The following is a 17,275-nucleotide window of genomic DNA, read 5'->3' on the forward strand; positions in this document are numbered from 1 at the left end:
AGACACATCATGGCTAAAGACATCCTCTGTGCATTTGGCGTCGACGTCGACGCGGTCGCCGGTTGGCTCGGTTCCTATGGCGGCGAAGACTCCCCGGACGACATTTCCCGTGGCCTGTTCGCCGGTGAAATCGGTGCGCCACGCCTGCTCAAATTGTTCGAGCGCTACGGCCTGCGCACCACCTGGTTTATCCCCGGCCACTCGATGGAAACTTTCCCCGAGCAAATGAAGGCGGTGGCCGACGCTGGCCACGAAATCGGCGTGCACGGCTACAGCCACGAAAACCCGATTGCTATGACCGCCGAGCAGGAAGAAATCGTCCTCGACAAGTCCATCGAACTGATCACCCAGGTCACCGGCAAACGCCCCACCGGCTACGTCGCACCCTGGTGGGAATTCAGCAAGGTCACCAACGAACTGCTGCTGAAAAAAGGCATCAAGTACGACCACAGCCTGATGCACAACGACTTCCATCCGTACTACGTGCGCAAGGGCGACAGCTGGACCAAGATCGACTACAGCCAGCACCCCGACACCTGGATGAAACCCCTGGTGCGCGGCGAAGAAACCGACCTGGTGGAGATCCCGGCCAACTGGTACCTCGACGACCTGCCGCCGATGATGTTCATCAAGAAAGCCCCCAACAGCCACGGCTTCGTCAACCCGCGTCACCTCGAAGAAATGTGGCGCGACCAGTTCGACTGGGTTTACCGCGAGCACGAACACGCGGTGTTCACCATGACCATCCACCCCGACGTTTCCGGCCGCCCGCAAGTGCTGCTGATGCTTGAGCGGCTGATCGAACATATCCAGAGCCATGCCGGCGTGCGCTTCGTCACCTTCGACGAAATCGCCGATGACTTTATCCGCCGCCAACCGCGTACCTGACACCTGTACCTAAACCCTGGCCAACCTCCCGAGGCGCGATTCATGTCTATCTACAACAAGCTTGATCTGACTGGCTGGAAACCCCGGCAACTGACGCCCAAGGAAGTGCGTTTCGCCACCTGGATTGCGTTTTTCGCCTGGGTGTTTGCGGTGTATGACTTCATTCTTTTCGGCACTTTGCTGCCGGAAATCGGGCGGCACTTTAATTGGGGTGAAGTGGAGCAAGCGCAGATAGCGACATGGGTGGCGGTCGGCACCGCCGTGGTCGCGCTGGCCATCGGTCCGATCGTGGACAAGCTGGGCCGGCGCAAAGGGATTATTTTCACCGTCGCCGGTTCGGCAATCTGCTCGGCACTGACCGCCATTGGCGGCGCGTGGGGCAAGTCTTCACTGATCCTGATCCGTTCGCTGGGCGGCCTGGGGTATGCCGAGGAAACGGTCAACGCCACTTACCTGAGCGAGCTGTACGCCGCCTCGGACGACCCGAAACTGGCCAAGCGCCGTGGCTTTATCTACAGCCTGGTGCAAGGTGGCTGGCCGGTGGGCGCGTTGATCGCGGCAGGGTTGACCGCGCTGTTGCTGCCGGTGATTGGTTGGCAGGGTTGCTTTGTGTTTGCGGCGATCCCGGCGATTGTGATTGCGGTCATGGCGCGCAAGCTCAAGGAGAGCCCGCAGTTCCAGATTCACCAGCGCATCAGCGAGCTGCGCAAAAGCGGCTCGGTGAAAGAAGCGCAAAACGTCGCCGTGACCTACGGCGTGGACTATGACGAACACAGCAAGGCTGGCCTCAAGGCCGCCTTCCGTGGCCCGGCCCGCCGTGCAACCTTGGTGATTGGTGCGGCATTGTTGCTCAACTGGGCAGCCATCCAGGTGTTCAGCGTGTTGGGTACGTCGGTGATCGTCAGCGTGCACCACATCTCGTTCGAGAACTCGCTGATCATCCTCGTGCTGTCGAACCTGGTGGGTTACTGCGGCTACCTCAGCCACGGCTGGATGGGCGACAAGATCGGCCGGCGCAACGTCATCGGCCTGGGCTGGATGCTCGGCGGGCTGTCGTTCGCCGGGATGCTGTTTGGCCCGAGCAACATGGCGATGGTGGTCGGGCTCTACAGTCTGGGCCTGTTCTTCCTGATCGGGCCGTACTCGGCGGCACTGTTTTTCATCAGCGAAAGTTTTCCCACCAGCATCCGGGCCACCGGCGGCGCGATCATCCATGCAATGGGCCCCATTGGTGCGGTGGTTGCCGGGTTTGGCGCGACCCAAGTGTTGTCGGCCGGCAGTGACTGGCAGACCGCTGCGCTGTGGTTCGGCGCGCTGCCGTGCTTCCTGTCCGGTGCGTTGATGTTTGCCGCGCGCCATGTGCGTCCGGAAACCGTCCAGTAAGGAGTCAGTTGATGAGTCGTAAAGTTGCATTGATTACCGGTGCCGCCAGCGGCATCGGCCAGGCCCTCGCGGTGGCGTATGCCCGCAGCGGCGTGGCGGTGGTGGGCGGGTATTACCCGGCCGATCCCCATGACCCGCATCACACGGTTGCGCTGGTGGAAGAGGCCGGCGGTGAATGCCTGATGTTGCCATTGGACGTGGGCGATACCGCGTCGGTGGATAACCTGGCGGCGCAGGCGGTCCAGCACTTCGGTCGCCTCGATTACGCGGTGGCCAACGCAGGATTGTTGCGCCGTGCGCCACTGCTGGAGATGACAGACGCGCTGTGGAACGAGATGCTCAACGTCGACCTGACCGGGGTGATGCGCACCTTCCGGGCGGCGACCCGGCATATGCATGAAGGCGGCGCGCTGGTGGCGATTTCGTCGATTGCCGGTGGCGTGTATGGCTGGCAGGAGCACGCGCACTATGCGGCGGCCAAGGCCGGTGTGCCGGGGTTGTGTCGGTCGCTGGCGGTGGAATTGGCGCCGTTGGGAATTCGCTGTAATGCGGTAATTCCGGGGTTGATCGAGACGCCCCAGTCGCTGGACGCGAAGAACTCCCTCGGGCCGGAAGGGCTGGCGAAAGCGGCGCGGGCGATTCCGCTGGGCCGGGTAGGGCGGGCGGATGAAGTCGCGTCTCTGGTGCGGTTTTTGACCAGTGAGGAATCGAGTTACCTCACCGGGCAGAGCATTGTGATTGATGGTGGCTTGACCGTGCGCTGGCCGGACTAACCCCCAGTTTTAAGCCGGACTCGCTCCAAATGTGGGAGCGGGCTTGCTCGCGAAAGCGGAGTGCCAGCCAATACATGTGGAACTGATCCACCGCATTCGCGAGCAGCCCGCTCCCACATTTTTGACCGCGTTCGCCGTTTGATTATTTCAGGAGTTCACCATGCCCCAACTCTCTAACCGCCGCGCCGTGATCACCGGTGCCGGCAGCGGCATCGGCGCCGCCATCGCCCGCGCCTACGCCGTCGAAGGTGCGCGCCTGCTACTGGCCGACCGCGACGCCGCCACCCTCGCCGAAACCGCTATCACTTGCCGTAACCTCGGCGCCGAAGTCCTCGAATGCGTGGCCGACGTCGGCACCGTCGACGGCGCCCAGGCCAGCGTCGATGCCTGCGTCACCCACTACGGTGGCATCGATATCCTGGTCAACAACGCCGGCATGCTGACCCAGGCCCGGTGTGCCGACCTCACCCTCGACATGTGGAACGACATGCTGCGGGTCGACCTCACCAGCGTTTTCGTCGCCAGCCAGCGCGCCTTGCCCCACATGATCGCCCAGCGCTGGGGCCGGATCATCAATGTCGCTTCGCAACTGGGGATCAAGGGCGGCGCCGAGTTGACGCACTATGCAGCGGCCAAGGCCGGCGTGATCGGCTTCACCAAATCCCTGGCCCTGGAAGTGGCCAAGGACAACGTCCTGGTCAACGCCATCGCGCCCGGGCCGGTTGAGACGCCGTTGGTCGGCGGCATCAGCGACACCTGGAAACGCGCCAAGGCCGCCGAGCTGCCGCTGGGCCGTTTCGGCCTGGCGGACGAAGTGGCGCCCACTGCTGTGTTATTGGCCAGCGAGCCGGGTGGCAACCTGTTCGTCGGCCAGACCCTCGGCCCGAACTCCGGCGATGTCATGCCATGAGCGGGCACTAAGCATGTGTGGACTCTGCGGTCTGCTGGGCGAAGATTTGCACTGGAGCGATCCCCTGGGGGATGAGTTGCCGCGTCGCCGCGAACGCCTGCGCCGCATCGCGGCGATCAACCAGGTGCTGGCGGTGTTCCGGCTCAAGGTTGAAGACTTCCAGGGCGCGTCTTATTTGCTGCTGGGTGCCACCGGCAAACAGGAACTGGCCAGCGGCCTGGATCAACTGTGGCGGGCGGCAGAGACCATGCTCGGTCGGCCGCTGGACCCGTTGGACCCGCGACTGCTGGATCATCTGGAGCAACAGCCATGAGCATCGCCCTCAACGTCATCACCGGCTTCCTCGGCAGCGGCAAGACCACCTTGCTCAAGCGCTTGCTGCAAGGCGAAAGCCTTGGTGACACGGCGTTGCTGATCAATGAATTCGGCGACGTCGGCATCGACCATTTGTTGGTGGAGGAAGTCGCGCCGGACACCGTACTGCTGCCCAGCGGCTGCGTGTGCTGTTCGATTCGCGGCGAGTTGAAAGACGCCTTGCTCGGCCTGTTGCAGCGCCGTGAGCGCGGCGAGATTCCGGCCTTCAAACGGGTGATCCTGGAAACCACCGGCCTGGCCGACCCGGCGCCCATTCTCGCCACCTTGAATAACGACGTGCAACTGCGCGGGCGCTTTCATATCGGGCTGGTGGTGACGCTGGTGGACGCCAGCCACGCTGCTTTGCAAGAGCGCTTGCACCCGGAATGGCTGGCGCAAGTGGCCGCCGCCGATCGCTTGCTGTTGAGCAAGACCGACCTCGTCGAAGACTGCGGCCCGTTGCGCACGCACTTGCAGGCACTGAACGCCGGTACGCCGATCCTCAATACCTGCGATATCGACAGCGGTGAACAGCTGCTGCTTGGCGAAGGGCTGCGCAGCGCCGAACCCGCTGCCGAAGTCAGCCGCTGGAAACTCCATCAAACCACCGCCGCCAACCACGGCGCCGCACAAGTCTGCTGCCTGACCTTCGATCAGCCGCTGGATTGGGTCGGCTTCGGGGTCTGGTTATCGATGCTGTTAAGATGCCACGGCGAACGTATTCTTCGCGTCAAAGGACTGCTCAACGTGAACGCCAGTAACGCTCCCATCGTCATTCATGGCGTGCAGCATTGCCTGCATGCCCCGGTTCACCTGCCTGCCTGGCCGGGGACCGATCGGCAATCACGCCTGGTGTTTATCCTGCGCGGTCTTGACCCGGCGTTATTGCGTCGCTCCTTTGAAGTGTTCTCCAGAAGGTTCGCCGCATGATCACGCTTCGCGTCCTCGGTACCTCGGTGACCTTGCTCGAATGCCTGCGGGTGCGAGCGGAAAAAGAGCTGGGTATTCGTCTGGTGTACCAGGTGCACGATGTGGAGCAGGCCCAGCGCATCGCGGTGATGCAGCCGGACAGCTACGACCTCTACGACCAGTGGTTTCACAACGTCGATTTCGTGTGGCCGGCCCGGGCGATCCAGCCGATCGACACCCGGCGCATCGCGCTATGGCATGAGATCAACGACCTGCCCAAGCGCGGACGTTTGTCCGCCAACGACCGCCTGGGCAGCGGCAGTGTGCCCAGCGAGCGCCTTTTCGTGCAGCACGATGGCAGCCTCGGCAGCACCGTGACCGAACGCATCAGCATGCTGCCCCTGACCCACAACGCCGACAGTTTCGCCTACCGTCCCGAGCGCTTGCCCGAAGGGTTCAACCGCGTCAACGAGAGCTGGGGCTGGCTGCTCGACCCGGCCTGGGGCGCACGCACCGCGCTGCAAAGCGACGCCGCCATCGGTGCCCTCGACGCGGCGCTGGCGGTGCAAGGCGCGGGGCTCGCGAGCTTCAGGGACATCGGCAACATGAGCATCGAAGAGATCGATGTGCTGGCGGATATCCTGGTACGCAAGCAGAAGGAAGGGCACTTCGCGGCGTTCTGGTCGGATGACGAAGAGGCGGCGCAATTGATGCTCAGCCCGAGCATCGACATTCAGAGCCTGTGGTCACCGACCCTGATGCGCTTGCATCGGGCCGGGGTCAAATACCGCTTGGCGGTACCCCGTGAAGGCTACCGAGCGTGGTTCGGCGGGTTGTCGTTGTCGCGCCATGCCAAGGGCCCGGTGCTGGATGCGGCTTATGCCTACCTCAACTGGTGGCTGTCCGGCTGGCCAGGTGCGGTGATGGCGCGCCAGGGTTATTACATCGGCAACCCGGCCCGCAGCCGTGATCACCTGAGCAGCGCCGAGTGGGACTACTGGTACGCCGGCCTGCCCGCGCGGGAGGAACTGTTGGGCAGCGATGGCTTGCCGCTGATTGATGTGGGCGAAGTGCGCGACGGGGGCTCCTATGAGCAGCGCATGGGGCATATCGCGGTGTGGAACTCGGTGATGGACGAGCACAACTACCTGGTGCGGCGCTGGGGGGATTTCATGCGGGCGCGTAGCTGAGGCAGACGCTTGTCGCCAATTTAATGACACCCAAGTTCCCGTATTTATTGGATGCACTTCTTCCCTTGCGCAGCTAGTCTGGATAGTTCGAATGTCCTTTTAAAAAGGACGTTTATTTGACGCCGGTTCAGCTGTCGCGAGGGACGCGTATGACGAAGGGACATTTCGGCTGGAGGGGACAGGCGCTGCCAGAGGGCAACAAAATGAGGTGGCGCCATACCTTTCAAACCCGGATCGCCGGGGTCCTGGCGCTACTGTTACTGGTGGTGGTGGCTGCGGTGTACTTCGCCGTGAAGACCGCGACCAATAGCGCCGTGGAAAACCAGGCCCAGGTGCAACTGGAAACCGGCAGCCAGGTGTTCGAGCGCTTGCTCGACCTGCGTGGCCGGCGTCTGCAATACGGTTTGAACTGGCTCACGGCAGACCTGCCCTTCCGCCAGTCTGTCGCCGAGGGCGAGCCCACCGAGATTCTCGCTGCCCTGCGCCGGCATGGCACCGGCCTGACGTCCAGTGAAGTGTTTGTGCTGGGCCTCGATGGCAAGGTGATGGTCAGTACGTTACAGGCGTTGACCCCCGGCCAGGCCTTTCCCTACAACGACGCCTTGCGCCAGGCCCGGCGCAGCGGCCTGCAAATGTTGATCGTGGCCCTGGATGGCCGGCCTTTTCTGCTGGTGCAGCAGGAAGTCGTCGACCCCACACCGATCGCCCTTGTTGTCATGGGCCTGCCCATGGACGAAATCTTCGCCAGTGAATTGCGCTCCATGAGCAACCTGGAAGTGTCGTTCCTCAGTGTGCAGCACGGTCAGCCCGGCGAATTGTTCAGCACTCAGCCCGAGGTATTCCAGGCATCAATTGCCAGTGACTTGCAGGCTCCGTACATCAATCCTGAGGCGCAACTGAACCTGTTTCACGGCCAGCGTTATCTCAGCCAGGTGTTGCCTTTGGGCAACACCGCAGACGGCGGTGAGGTGCGGGTGCTGCTGCAAAGCCCGCTGGACCACGCCCTTGAATCCTTCGCGCCGCTGGACCGGCAATTTCTCGCAATAGCCTTGGTGGTGCTGCTGGTGTCGCTGGCGGGGGCGTTGTTCCTGGCGCGGCGGGTTTCGCGCCCACTCAATGCGCTGGTGCAGGCAGCCGGACGCATCGGTGCCGGTGACTACCGGACGCCGGTGCGGGTTCGCAGCCATGATGAGTTCGGCCTGCTGGCCCAGGCCTTCAACGCCATGCAAACCGGGATCGCGGTGCGCGAGCGGCAACTGGCCCACAACGCGCTGCATGACCCGCTCACCGGCCTGCCCAACCGGGCGCTGGCCATGGAACGCCTGGGCAGTGCCATCAGCGCCGGTCGGCCCGTGGTGTTGCTGTACCTGGGGATCGAGAACTACCGCGTGATCAACGAAGGCTACGGCCCGGAAGGCGTGGAAGAAATGCTCCGCGAAGCCAGCCGCTGCCTGCTGTCGAGCCTCTCGGCCAGTGACACCGCTGCGCGTATCACCGGCAGCGAGTTTTTGCTGCTGCTGGAAAACACCGAGATTGATCGCGTCGTGGCCCTGGCTGACCGCCTGTATGGGCTGCTGACCGAGCCCCAGCGCATTGGCGGTGATGAACTGCGCCATGAAGTGAGCATCGGCATCGCCGCTTACCCGGCCGACGGCCAGCAGGTTGAAGAGCTGATCAGCCGTGCCGCCATTGCCCGTCACGATGCGGCAGCATTCCCGGGTTATTTACAGATCTACCAACAGGACCGCGACCTCGCCCACCAACGGCAGATCAGCCTGATCCGTGACCTGCGCCGGGCGCCGGCGGAGGGCGAGTTGTACCTGTGTTATCAGCCCAAGCTCGACCTGCACCATGGGCATGTGAGCCAGGCCGAAGCGCTGCTGCGCTGGGAGCATCCGACCCTCGGGCTGGTATCTCCCGCCGAGTTCATTCCCTTGGCCGAACGCACCGGCAGCATGGGCAACCTGACCCACTGGGTGATCGAAGAAGCCATTCGGCAATTGGCCGAGTGGGAGGTGCGCGGGTTGCAGGTGCAGTTGTCGGTCAACATCTCGGTGGATGACCTGGCCGATGACAGCCTGGCCCTGCGGGTGACCGAGCTGTTGGCGCACTACGGCGTATCGGCCCGACGATTGATCTTCGAAATCACCGAAAGCGCGATCATGCACAACCCGGTGCAGGCCCTCAGCGTGCTGGAGCAACTGCGCGGTTGTGGCATCAGCCTGTCGGTGGACGACTTCGGCACCGGCTATTCATCCCTGGCGCAACTGCAACGCCTGCCGGTGCAGGAGCTGAAGATCGACCAGTCATTCATACGCAATCTCGACAGCACCTCAGGCGACGGCGTGATCGTGCGCTCGACCATCGAAATGAGTCACAACCTGGGGCTCAAGGTGGTGGCTGAAGGCGTGGAGTTCGAGCCCAGCCTCAAGCTGCTCAAGCTCTGGAAGTGCGACACGGCCCAGGGCTATTTGATCAGCCGGCCCTTGAACGCCACGGCTTTCGAAATGTGGATGCGCCGTGAACACGCGCCGGTGTGAACGCACAAAAAAAGGCGGCTACCCATTAGGTAGCCGCCTTTTCATTACCACCGGTTTTACTTAATCCGGCAGTTTAAACGCCATCACATAGTCGCCCTGCTTGGTACCCAGGGAACCATGACCGCCGGCCATGACCAGCACGTACTGCTTGCCGTCCTTGCCGGTGTAGGTCATCGGTGTGGTTTGCGCGCCTGCTGGCAGGCGGCCTTCCCACAGTTGCTTGCCGTTTTTCACGTCATAGGCACGCAGGTACTGGTCAAGGGTACCGCTGAGGAAGGACACGCCACCGGCAGTGGTGAAGGTCCCGCCCAGGCTTGGTACGCCCATGGTCAGTGGAATCGGAACCGGCGAGCTGTCACGCACGGTGCCGTTCTTGTGCATCCAGATGGTCTGGTGGTTGGTCAGGTCGACCGCGGCCACATAACCCCACGCCGGCGCCTGGCACGGCAGGCCCAGTGGCGACAGCATGGCTTCAAGGATCACGCCGTACGGCGCGCCTTTGTTCGGCTGCACGCCTTCGGTTTCGCTGACCCGTGGGCCTTGTTTGGCGATGTCGGCGGCCGGGATCAGTTTCGATTTGAACGCCATGTAGCTCGGGTTCACGAATGCAATCTGGCGCACCGGGTCGACGGAAATGCCACCCCAGTCGAACACGCCAAAGTTACCCGGGTAAACGATCGAGCCTTGCAGCGATGGCGGGGTGAACGGACCGTCGTAGCGCATGGATTTGAAGTCAATCCGGCACAGCATCTGGTCGAACGGCGTCACGCCCCACATGTCACGCTCCTTGAGGGGCGGTGGCATGAAGTTCAGGTCGGATTTCGGTTGGGTCGGTGCGGTGTGATCGCCGGCCACTGCGCCTTGCGGTACAGGGATTTCATTGATCGGCACCACGGGCTGACCGTTGGTGCGGTCCAGGGTGTAGATGCTGCCTTGCTTGGTCGAGGCCATTACGGCTTTTTTCACGCCGTCAGCGGTCTTGATGTCGATCAGCGAAGGCTGGCCGCCCACGTCCATGTCCCACAGGTCATGGTGAGTGAACTGGAAGGTCCATTTTACGTGGCCGCTGTCGATGTCCAGGGCAGTCAGGCCGGCGCTGTACTTCTCGGAGTCCGGAGTCCGGTCGCCGCCGTACTGGTCGGGCATCTGGTTACCCATCGGCAGGTAGAGCATGCCGAGTTTTTCGTCCACCGCGAACATCGACCACATGTTTGGCGAGTTGCGGGTGTAGGTCTTGCCCTCGGCCAACGGGGTAGTGTCGTCCGGGTTGCCGCTGTCCCAGTTCCACACCAGCTTGCCGGTGTGCACGTCGAACGCGCGGATCACGCCGCTAGGCTCGTCGGTGGAGACGTTGTCGGTCACGTGACCGCCGATCACTACCAGGTTCTTGGTAACAGCCGGTGGCGAGGTGGAGTAGTAACCGCCCGGGGCGAAGGTGCCGATGTTGGCACGCAGGTCGACCTGGCCCTTGTCACCGAAGTCTTCGCACATCTTGCCGGTGTCGGCGTTCAGGGCGATCAGACGGGTGTCGGCGGTAGGTACGAAGATGCGTTTCGGGCAGGCATTCGGCGCGGCGGCCGGGCTGGCGCTGCCAGTCGGGCTCTGCTCGGAGGCATACACGGCGTCATCGTGATACGACACGCCACGGCAGGTCATGTGCGCCCAACCCTTGAAGTTTGCAGCGCCTTCGGTGCTGATCTTCGGGTCGAAACGCCAGATTTCCTTACCGGTGTCTGGATCCAGGGCAATCACCTGGCTGTGAGGCGTGCACACGTAGAGCATGCCGTTGACTTTCAGCGGGGTGTTTTCCGCAGTGGTTTCACCGGGATCCCCTGGGCCAGGGATGTCGCCAGTACGGAACGTCCAGGCAGGCACCAGCTTGTGGGCGTTTTCCGGGGTGATCTGCGCGAGTGGCGAGTAACGATCACCGAAGGCCGAGCGGCCATAGGAGTTCCAGTCACCCTCGGCCTGGGCCGGTGCGGCGCTGGCCATGCCAGGCACCGCATCGCGGTCCAGTTGGCCTTTCTTGACCATGGCACCCGGGTCGGTGAATTGGCTGGCCAAGGCGGCGGCACCGGCCAGCACGACGGCGACGCTCAGGGCGCCAGTGCCCAAGGGTGAGGCTTGGCCACGCAGCAACGGACGGCGGAACCACGGGAGCAGCATGACGATGCCGAGGGCGAACAGCAGGGCCAGGCGCGGCACCAACTGCCACCAGTCCAGGCCGACTTCCCACAGTGCCCAGACGGTGCTGGCAAATAGCACCAGTGCGTACAAGCCCAGCGCCGCGCGGCGTGTTGCCAGCAGCAACAGACCGGTGACGGTGATACCGAGGCCGGCCAGCAGGTAATACAGCGACCCGCCGAGCATGCTTAGCTTGATCCCCCCGGCCAACAAGGCCAGGCCCATTATCAGCAGCAAGATCCCCAGCAGCCTGGGCAGCAGGCGACTTGGACTTGAAGCACCATCAGTGCTCATAGTGTGGTTCTCCGTTACGTTTTGAATTGGTTGCGCACAGTTCACTGTAGATGACGTTCCGGCGCAGGCATGGTTCAGGGCAAATTAGGTTTATTCAGCAATCAGAAGGAACTTTGCAGCTTGATCCCGCCAATCAGCGCGTCATCTACCTGGGCCACGGCCCCGGGATGACGGATGTATTGCAGGTTCGGGCGCACCGTCAGCCAGTTCGTGACGTGCACGCCGTAATAGAGCTCGGCGCTGTATTCGGTGTGTTGCAGGGGCAGGTAGGCCGGGTCGTCGAAGTCGAAGACGGCGCGGGCCTGGTTGGTCGCCTCGGCGTTTTTGCGATAGGCCGGGTTGACGTGCACCCGGGCGACGGCAAAGCCGATATCGTCCTTGGCGCGGGCATCGAACAGGCCCTTGTAGACCACACCCGCCTGCACGTAGTTATCCACAGCGTTGGTTTTCTTGTCGTGCATCGTGCCGTTGGCGAACACGCTCAAGCCTCGCGAATGGTCGCTGGCCAGGCTGGTGACTTGCTGCTGCACCCCCAGCCACACCCCGTGTTTGCTGGAGGCGCTGCGATAGCCCTCGCCGCTGAGGGCCGCCGGCTGGTCGTTGCGGTCTTTATAGACGTCGCTGGCCTTGGCGCTGCTGTAGTAGTAACCGGCGCGGTATTCGCCGGGCAGGCCGTTGAGCGTGGGCGTCCACACCAGTTCCACCGGGAGCAGGGTCCCTTGGGTGCCGCTGCCACTGAGCTTGAAGCCATTGCCGCGATCCAGGTTGGACGGGTTCTGTTCATAGGCACCGACCTGGGCGTACAGCTCAGGCGTCAGGTGATACTTGATCCGCAACGCCCACTGGCTCACCGGCCAGTTGTACCAGATGCTGCCCACCCAGTTGCCGACCTGGGAGCCGCAGAACGCGAGGTTCTGGAAGTCGCAGGGGAAGCTGTTGAAGTCTTCGCCTTCGCCAAAACGCCCGGCCTTGATGTCCAGTTTCTGGTCGAAGAACTTCTGCTGATACCACATCTGCGTCAGGCGCCAGGTCTGGCCACGGCCCCAGACTTCCTGGGACGAGGTGAACCCGCCCACACGCGGGTCGTTAACGCGGTCGTTAGTGATGTTGTTGCCGCTGCGCTCGGTCACCGTCAACTGGAACTCCGCGTCGTGCCAGCCGAGGATCTTCTGCAGATCCAGGTGCGTACCCAGGCCGAACTGATCGCTGTAGCGCGCGGTACGGTCGTGGTCTGAGCCGCCGTGCAGGTTACTGCCCATCTCGCCGGTGTAGTCGAACTTGAAGTCGTAGCCTTGTTGAGACAGCGCTGTCCGAGTGCCGCCGAAATCACCCAGCATCCACGGTGATTCAGCGTCAAAGGCAGGGGCGGCTTGGGCACAGTTGAACAGGCCGAACGGTAGCAGCGCAGCGCACAGGCGCAGGTTTGGGAAAGCAGGCATAGGCAAAATGGAGTCTTAATATTTATGGTTTTGAAACGCCAACAGCGGCCTGGCGCGTTCGCACAAAGGCGTTGAACACGGGCGGTCGGTGGTCTGATGGAATGATGAAACGTTTCACTTTGTTACTGACAAGGATAAAGCGCTGGCGAGGGGAGAGAAAGGGCTAAACGGAAGATGGATTCTTTCGGATTTGGTAATAGTGGGTTGGGTCGTCGGATTTGGTAGCAAACTGTTCATTGGTTTGCGTTTGAAGGCGTGGTTTTCTGCGTCACCAAAACGGATGGAGGGGCGACATGGACGGCGATGACATGGTGGGTGAGGCAGAGGCCGTAACGGCCCGGGAATTAGTCATTATTCTTGGCCAGTATCACAGTGCAATTGCGAGACTCGGTTCCGGCATCATCAGCCTGGCCGGCGTGCTCAGACGTAGTGAAGACGCCGATGTAAAACAGGCAGCAGATGAAGCATGGGCGAAGCTGAATGAGTTTATCGACTGCATGGAGGGTGTAGCTGATGGATTGAATGCTTTGACCCAGAAGAAGGAGGCCGGAAATGGCGAATGACCTCAAGGATAATGTGAGCTATCTTCGCCAGGAGTACCGTCAAGGTTCGTCATCAGGCTGCGACCGCAAAGGCGGCGCAGGCGGTGGGGGCAACGGAGGAGAAAGCGATTTGGAAAAGCGTATTTCGCAAGTTGAGGCAAGGCTGGAGCGCGTCGAGACGAAGCTGGATGGCATGCAAGAGCACATGACTACCAAGTCCGATCTGATGCAGACCAAAATCGACCTGCTTGAAGCGACCTCTAGATTGGATCTTTCAATCGCCAATTTCAGAACGGATATGCAATCGTTGGAAACCCGGCTGTTGAAATGGTTTGTCGGAACGGCTGGAGCCTTGTCTGCCATCGCATTTGGCGTCGCCCGACTCGTTCACTGACGCTTTCCGTTCGAAGCCCGGCTCCCTGCCGGGCTTTCTGGCTTTTAAACCAACTTCGCCAAACACCCCTCAAGAATATCCAGCCCTTCCTCCAGCACCGCCGCCTCAATCGTCAACGGCGCCAGCAGGCGGATGATGTGCCGTGATTTACCGCTGGGCATCAGCAGCAAACCCGCCTCGCGGGCCAGGGCCAGCAGTTGGGTCAGCTGTTGTGGGGCCGGGCTGCCGTCGGCGTTGGCCAGTTCGATACCACGCATGGCGCCCACGCCGGTCAAGCGGCCGAGGTAGGGCGAGAGCTTTTTCGAGCGCCATGATTCATAACGGCTGACGATCGCTTCTTCCTGCTGGGCGCCCCACCTTTGCAGGTGTTCGTCGGTCATTTCATCCAGGGTCGCCAACGCCGCCGCGCAGGCAATCGGGTTACCGGAATAGGTGCCGCCCAGGCCGCCTTTGGGCAGGTTGTCGAGCAACGTTTTGCGACCTACTACTGCGCCGAGCGGCACACCGCCGGCGATGCTTTTGCCCAGCAGGATCAGGTCTGGCTCAATCCCCAGGCGTGAGAAGGCAAAACGCTGGCCGGTACGACCGAAGCCGGACTGGATTTCATCGGCAATCAGCAGGATGTTTTTCTCGTCGCAAAAGCGTCGCAGGGCCTGGGCGAATTCCACGTCCAGGGTCAGGAAGCCTCCTTCGCCCTGCACCGGCTCGATGATGAAACAGGCCACGTCGTCGACGTCGATTTCCACGCTGAACAGGCGGTCCATTGCCTTCAGCGCTTCGCCGCAGGTCACGCCGTTGTCGCGGCTGGGGAAGGGCAGATGGAACACCGGCCCTGGCAATACGCCGACTTTTTGCTTGTAGGGCGCGACCTTGCCATTGAGGTTGAGCGTCGCCAGGGTGCGCCCGTGAAACGCCCCGTCAAAGGCAATGACCGCGGTACGGCCAGTCGCGCCCCGGACAATTTTCAAGGCGTTTTCCGCCGCTTCCGCGCCACTGTTGGTGAGCATTCCGCTTACCGGGTAGTCCACCGGAATGAATGCGGTGAGACGGTCCATCAGTTCGATGTAGGGCGCGTGAGGCGCGGCGTTAAAGGCGTAGTGGGTGAGTTTGGTCGCTTGCTCGCGAATCGCCTCCACCACACGCGGATGGCAATGGCCCAGGTTGAGCACGCCGATGCCGCCGACAAAGTCGATGTAGCGCTTGCCCGTGGTATCCCAGACTTCGGCGTTCTTGCCGTGGCTGAGGCTGATGGGGTGGACGATGGAAATCGACTGGCTGATGGTTTCGCGGCTCATGGATCCGGGACTCAAGAATGGGATGCGTCCTTTTATCTAAGCCGTGAGCCGCCTTGCCCCGCAAACGAAATAAAGTCGCCGGGTCATTATTAAAAGTCGGGATGTGCTGTGAGGTACTCCACCATCCAGCTCAAAAAGGCCTTCACTTTCGGAATCTCCCCAGCATGTTCGGCATGGGCGATAAAGTGCGCGCCGGCGCTGGGCATCGTGTAATCCCAAGGGATCATCAGGCTGCCGTTGGCCAATTCCTCGGCCACCAGATACTGCGGCACCAACGCCACGCCGTACCCCGATTGGGCTGCGCGAATGCACATGTAGAACGTGTCGAAGCGCGGCCCGTGGTAGCTGTTTTGCGAGTGCAGGCCTTGTTCCAGAAACCACTCGTGCCAGGCTTCCGGACGCGAGGTGCATTGCAGCAACGTGTGACGGGACGAGGCATCGCTGCCAGCGGCAACAAACCCGGGGGCGCAGACCGGCACCACGGCTTCGCGAAACAGCTCGATGCAGGTCGCTCCCGGCCACGCCCCCTGGCCGAAGAAAAACGCGATATCCGCCTTGGCCTGCAACACGTCGAACGGCTCCAGTTCGTTGCGCACGTCCAGGTGGATGTTGGGATGGCGAGCGGCAAAGTCCTTGAGCTTGGGCACCAGCCAGCGGTCACCAAAAGTCGGCTGGGTGGCGATGCGCAGCACTTCGGTTTCACCACCGTAGGTCAGGATGTAGCGGCTGGAAATATCCACCTGGTTGAGGATCTTGCGCACTTCCTCCAGGTACAGCGAGCCTGCCGGCGACAGGTACAAACGCTGGCGCACTCGCTGGAACAGCGGGTGACAGAGCATCTCTTCCAACTGCGCCACTTGCTTGCTCACCGCACTCTGGGTCAGGTGCAGCTCTTCGGCGGCGCGGGTGAAACTCAAGTGGCGGGCGGCGGCTTCGAAGCACTGCAAGGCGGTCATCGAAGGGGTCAAGCGTTTTGAGATCACGGGATCGCAGATCCTTTCAAATAGCCGAGTTCATTCCAAATCGGAAGGAGCCTAAGCCTAAACGTCGTTTGTGGCCAAGGTGTAAAGCCGTTGATACTTACCGGCAACACTATAAACGGCGTGGGTTTGTGGCGCCGAATAATAAAGACCGACAGGGAGCGCCTTGCATGAAGCACATGAAATCCACGTTGGCGGCATTCACCGCCGCTGCAGTATTGGGGCTGGCCGGGAGCGCACACGCGGGGGCGACCCTGGATGCGATCCAGAAGAAGGGATTTATCCAGTGTGGGGTCAGCGATGGGTTGCCGGGTTTCGGCGTGCCGGACGCCAACGGCAAGATGACCGGCATTGATGTGGATGTGTGCCACGCCGTCGCCGCCGCGCTGTTTGGTGATGCGTCGAAAGTGAAGTTCAGCCAGTTGACCGCCAAGGAGCGCTTCACTGCGTTGCAGTCCGGCGAGATCGATTTGATTTCCCGCAACACCACCTGGACCAGTTCCCGTGATGCGGGCATGGGCATGGTGTTCACCGGCGTGACCTATTACGACGGCATCGGGTTCCTGGTGAACACCAAGCTCGGCGTGAAGAGCGCCAAGGACCTGGACGGCGCGACCATCTGCATCCAGGCCGGCACCACCACCGAGCTTAACGTCTCGGACTACTTCCGCTCCAACGGCCTGAAGTACACGCCGATCACCTTCGACACCGCCGACGAAAGCGCCAAGGGCCTCGAAGCCGGCCGCTGCGACGTGCTGACCACCGACCAGTCGGGCCTGTACGCCCAGCGGATCAAGATGGCTCACCCGGATGAGTTCGTGGTGTTGCCGGAAGTGATTTCCAAGGAGCCGCTGGGCCCGTTGGTGCGCAAGGGCGATGACGAGTGGTTCAGTATCGTCAAGTGGACCCTGTTCGCCATGCTCAATGCCGAGGAAATGGGCATCACCTCGCAGAACGTCGAAGAGCAAGCCAAGTCCAGCAAGAACCCGGACGTTGCCCGCTTGCTGGGGGCAGACGGTGACTACGGCAAGGACCTGAAACTGCGCAAGGACTGGGTGGTGCAGATCGTCAAGCAAGTAGGCAACTACAGCGAAGTGTTCGAGCGCAACATCGGCCAGGGCAGTGTGCTGAAGATCAAGCGCGGCCTGAATGCGCTGTGGAGCAACGGCGGCATCCAGTACGCGCCGCCGGTTCGCTGAA

At 61.9% G+C, this 17,275-nt stretch carries 15 protein-coding genes; 11 read left to right on the forward strand and 4 right to left on the reverse strand.

From position 1 onward, the window contains the following. Positions 1–9: 9 nt before the first annotated feature. From D109_RS0105755 to D109_RS0105790, 8 genes are all read left to right on the forward strand, one after another. The gene (locus D109_RS0105755; protein ID WP_003234086.1) at positions 10–888 is read left to right on the forward strand and encodes a polysaccharide deacetylase; all 879 of its coding nucleotides are present in this window, start codon (positions 10–12) and stop codon (positions 886–888) included. A gap of 42 nt (positions 889–930) precedes the next feature. Continuing rightward, positions 931–2,271 carry an MFS transporter gene (locus D109_RS0105760; protein ID WP_017476084.1) on the forward strand — a complete coding sequence of 447 codons (1,341 nt, stop codon included), beginning with the start codon at positions 931–933 and terminating at the stop codon, positions 2,269–2,271. A gap of 11 nt (positions 2,272–2,282) precedes the next feature. After that, positions 2,283–3,044: an SDR family NAD(P)-dependent oxidoreductase gene (locus D109_RS0105765; protein WP_017476085.1), complete on the forward strand. Its 762-nt coding sequence runs from the start codon at positions 2,283–2,285 to the stop codon at positions 3,042–3,044. Positions 3,045–3,204: 160 nt separating this feature from the next. Further along, positions 3,205–3,954, forward strand: a complete 750-nt coding sequence (locus D109_RS0105770) for an SDR family NAD(P)-dependent oxidoreductase (RefSeq protein WP_017476086.1) — start codon at positions 3,205–3,207, stop codon at positions 3,952–3,954. Between the two features lie 13 nt (positions 3,955–3,967). After that, on the forward strand, positions 3,968–4,267 hold the full coding sequence (locus tag D109_RS0105775; protein WP_017476087.1) for a hypothetical protein: 300 nt from the start codon (positions 3,968–3,970) through the stop codon (positions 4,265–4,267). Continuing rightward, positions 4,264–5,238: a GTP-binding protein gene (locus D109_RS0105780; protein ID WP_017476088.1), complete on the forward strand. Its 975-nt coding sequence runs from the start codon at positions 4,264–4,266 to the stop codon at positions 5,236–5,238. Before D109_RS0105775 ends, D109_RS0105780 begins: the two co-directional genes overlap by 4 nt. Continuing rightward, positions 5,235–6,407: a PotD/PotF family extracellular solute-binding protein gene (locus tag D109_RS0105785; RefSeq protein WP_017476089.1), complete on the forward strand. Its 1,173-nt coding sequence runs from the start codon at positions 5,235–5,237 to the stop codon at positions 6,405–6,407. Before D109_RS0105780 ends, D109_RS0105785 begins: the two co-directional genes overlap by 4 nt. Positions 6,408–6,610: 203 nt before the next feature. Beyond that, the gene (locus tag D109_RS0105790; RefSeq protein ID WP_017476090.1) at positions 6,611–8,947 is read left to right on the forward strand and encodes a bifunctional diguanylate cyclase/phosphodiesterase; all 2,337 of its coding nucleotides are present in this window, start codon (positions 6,611–6,613) and stop codon (positions 8,945–8,947) included. Positions 8,948–9,007: 60 nt separating this feature from the next. On the opposite strand, the gene D109_RS0105795 is transcribed toward D109_RS0105790, so the two are convergent. Both D109_RS0105795 and D109_RS0105800 read right to left on the reverse strand, forming a co-directional pair. Beyond that, positions 9,008–11,425 (reverse strand): glucose/quinate/shikimate family membrane-bound PQQ-dependent dehydrogenase, encoded by a 2,418-nt coding sequence (locus D109_RS0105795; RefSeq protein WP_017476091.1) that lies wholly within the window; start codon positions 11,423–11,425, stop codon positions 9,008–9,010. 101 nt (positions 11,426–11,526) lie between these two features. Continuing rightward, positions 11,527–12,864 (reverse strand): carbohydrate porin, encoded by a 1,338-nt coding sequence (locus D109_RS0105800; protein WP_017476092.1) that lies wholly within the window; start codon positions 12,862–12,864, stop codon positions 11,527–11,529. Between the two features lie 293 nt (positions 12,865–13,157). Between D109_RS0105800 and D109_RS0105805 the strand changes: the two genes are divergently transcribed. Together D109_RS0105805 and D109_RS0105810 are read left to right on the forward strand one after the other, a co-directional pair. Beyond that, positions 13,158–13,427, forward strand: coding sequence for a hypothetical protein (locus D109_RS0105805; RefSeq protein WP_017476093.1), 270 nt, complete (start codon positions 13,158–13,160; stop codon positions 13,425–13,427). Continuing rightward, positions 13,417–13,800 (forward strand): DUF1640 domain-containing protein, encoded by a 384-nt coding sequence (locus D109_RS0105810; RefSeq protein WP_017476094.1) that lies wholly within the window; start codon positions 13,417–13,419, stop codon positions 13,798–13,800. Before D109_RS0105805 ends, D109_RS0105810 begins: the two co-directional genes overlap by 11 nt. A gap of 44 nt (positions 13,801–13,844) precedes the next feature. On the opposite strand, the gene D109_RS0105815 is transcribed toward D109_RS0105810, so the two are convergent. Next, positions 13,845–15,095, reverse strand: a complete 1,251-nt coding sequence (locus tag D109_RS0105815) for an aspartate aminotransferase family protein (RefSeq protein WP_017476095.1) — start codon at positions 15,093–15,095, stop codon at positions 13,845–13,847. An 89-nt stretch (positions 15,096–15,184) separates the two neighbouring features. After that, positions 15,185–16,051, reverse strand: coding sequence for a LysR substrate-binding domain-containing protein (locus tag D109_RS0105820; RefSeq protein ID WP_017476096.1), 867 nt, complete (start codon positions 16,049–16,051; stop codon positions 15,185–15,187). 194 nt (positions 16,052–16,245) lie between these two features. Here D109_RS0105820 and D109_RS0105825 point away from each other — a divergent pair, with 194 nt between their 5' ends. Then, on the forward strand, positions 16,246–17,274 hold the full coding sequence (locus tag D109_RS0105825; RefSeq protein WP_017476097.1) for an amino acid ABC transporter substrate-binding protein: 1,029 nt from the start codon (positions 16,246–16,248) through the stop codon (positions 17,272–17,274). The last annotated feature ends 1 nt before the right edge of the window (position 17,275 follow it).

It is taken from the genome of Pseudomonas sp. PAMC 26793, assembly GCF_000313235.1.
GTDB classification, from domain to species: domain Bacteria; phylum Pseudomonadota; class Gammaproteobacteria; order Pseudomonadales; family Pseudomonadaceae; genus Aquipseudomonas; species Aquipseudomonas yamanorum.

Bases quoted from the DNA above. Each gene is read 5' to 3' on its own strand.
- D109_RS0105775 (WP_017476087.1), top strand. From the start codon at position 3,968: ATGTGTGGACTCTGCGGTCTGCTGGGCGAAGATTTGCACTGGAGCGAT.
- D109_RS0105805 (WP_017476093.1), top strand. From the start codon at position 13,158: ATGGACGGCGATGACATGGTGGGTGAGGCAGAGGCCGTAACGGCCCGG.
- D109_RS0105800 (WP_017476092.1), bottom strand. From the start codon at position 12,864: ATGCCTGCTTTCCCAAACCTGCGCCTGTGCGCTGCGCTGCTACCGTTC.
- D109_RS0105815 (WP_017476095.1), bottom strand. From the start codon at position 15,095: ATGAGCCGCGAAACCATCAGCCAGTCGATTTCCATCGTCCACCCCATC.
- D109_RS0105780 (WP_017476088.1), top strand. From the start codon at position 4,264: ATGAGCATCGCCCTCAACGTCATCACCGGCTTCCTCGGCAGCGGCAAG.
- D109_RS0105790 (WP_017476090.1), top strand. From the start codon at position 6,611: ATGAGGTGGCGCCATACCTTTCAAACCCGGATCGCCGGGGTCCTGGCG.
- D109_RS0105770 (WP_017476086.1), top strand. From the start codon at position 3,205: ATGCCCCAACTCTCTAACCGCCGCGCCGTGATCACCGGTGCCGGCAGC.
- D109_RS0105765 (WP_017476085.1), top strand. From the start codon at position 2,283: ATGAGTCGTAAAGTTGCATTGATTACCGGTGCCGCCAGCGGCATCGGC.
- D109_RS0105755 (WP_003234086.1), top strand. From the start codon at position 10: ATGGCTAAAGACATCCTCTGTGCATTTGGCGTCGACGTCGACGCGGTC.
- D109_RS0105810 (WP_017476094.1), top strand. From the start codon at position 13,417: ATGGCGAATGACCTCAAGGATAATGTGAGCTATCTTCGCCAGGAGTAC.
- D109_RS0105795 (WP_017476091.1), bottom strand. From the start codon at position 11,425: ATGAGCACTGATGGTGCTTCAAGTCCAAGTCGCCTGCTGCCCAGGCTG.
- D109_RS0105785 (WP_017476089.1), top strand. From the start codon at position 5,235: ATGATCACGCTTCGCGTCCTCGGTACCTCGGTGACCTTGCTCGAATGC.
- D109_RS0105825 (WP_017476097.1), top strand. From the start codon at position 16,246: ATGAAGCACATGAAATCCACGTTGGCGGCATTCACCGCCGCTGCAGTA.
- D109_RS0105760 (WP_017476084.1), top strand. From the start codon at position 931: ATGTCTATCTACAACAAGCTTGATCTGACTGGCTGGAAACCCCGGCAA.
- D109_RS0105820 (WP_017476096.1), bottom strand. From the start codon at position 16,051: ATGACCGCCTTGCAGTGCTTCGAAGCCGCCGCCCGCCACTTGAGTTTC.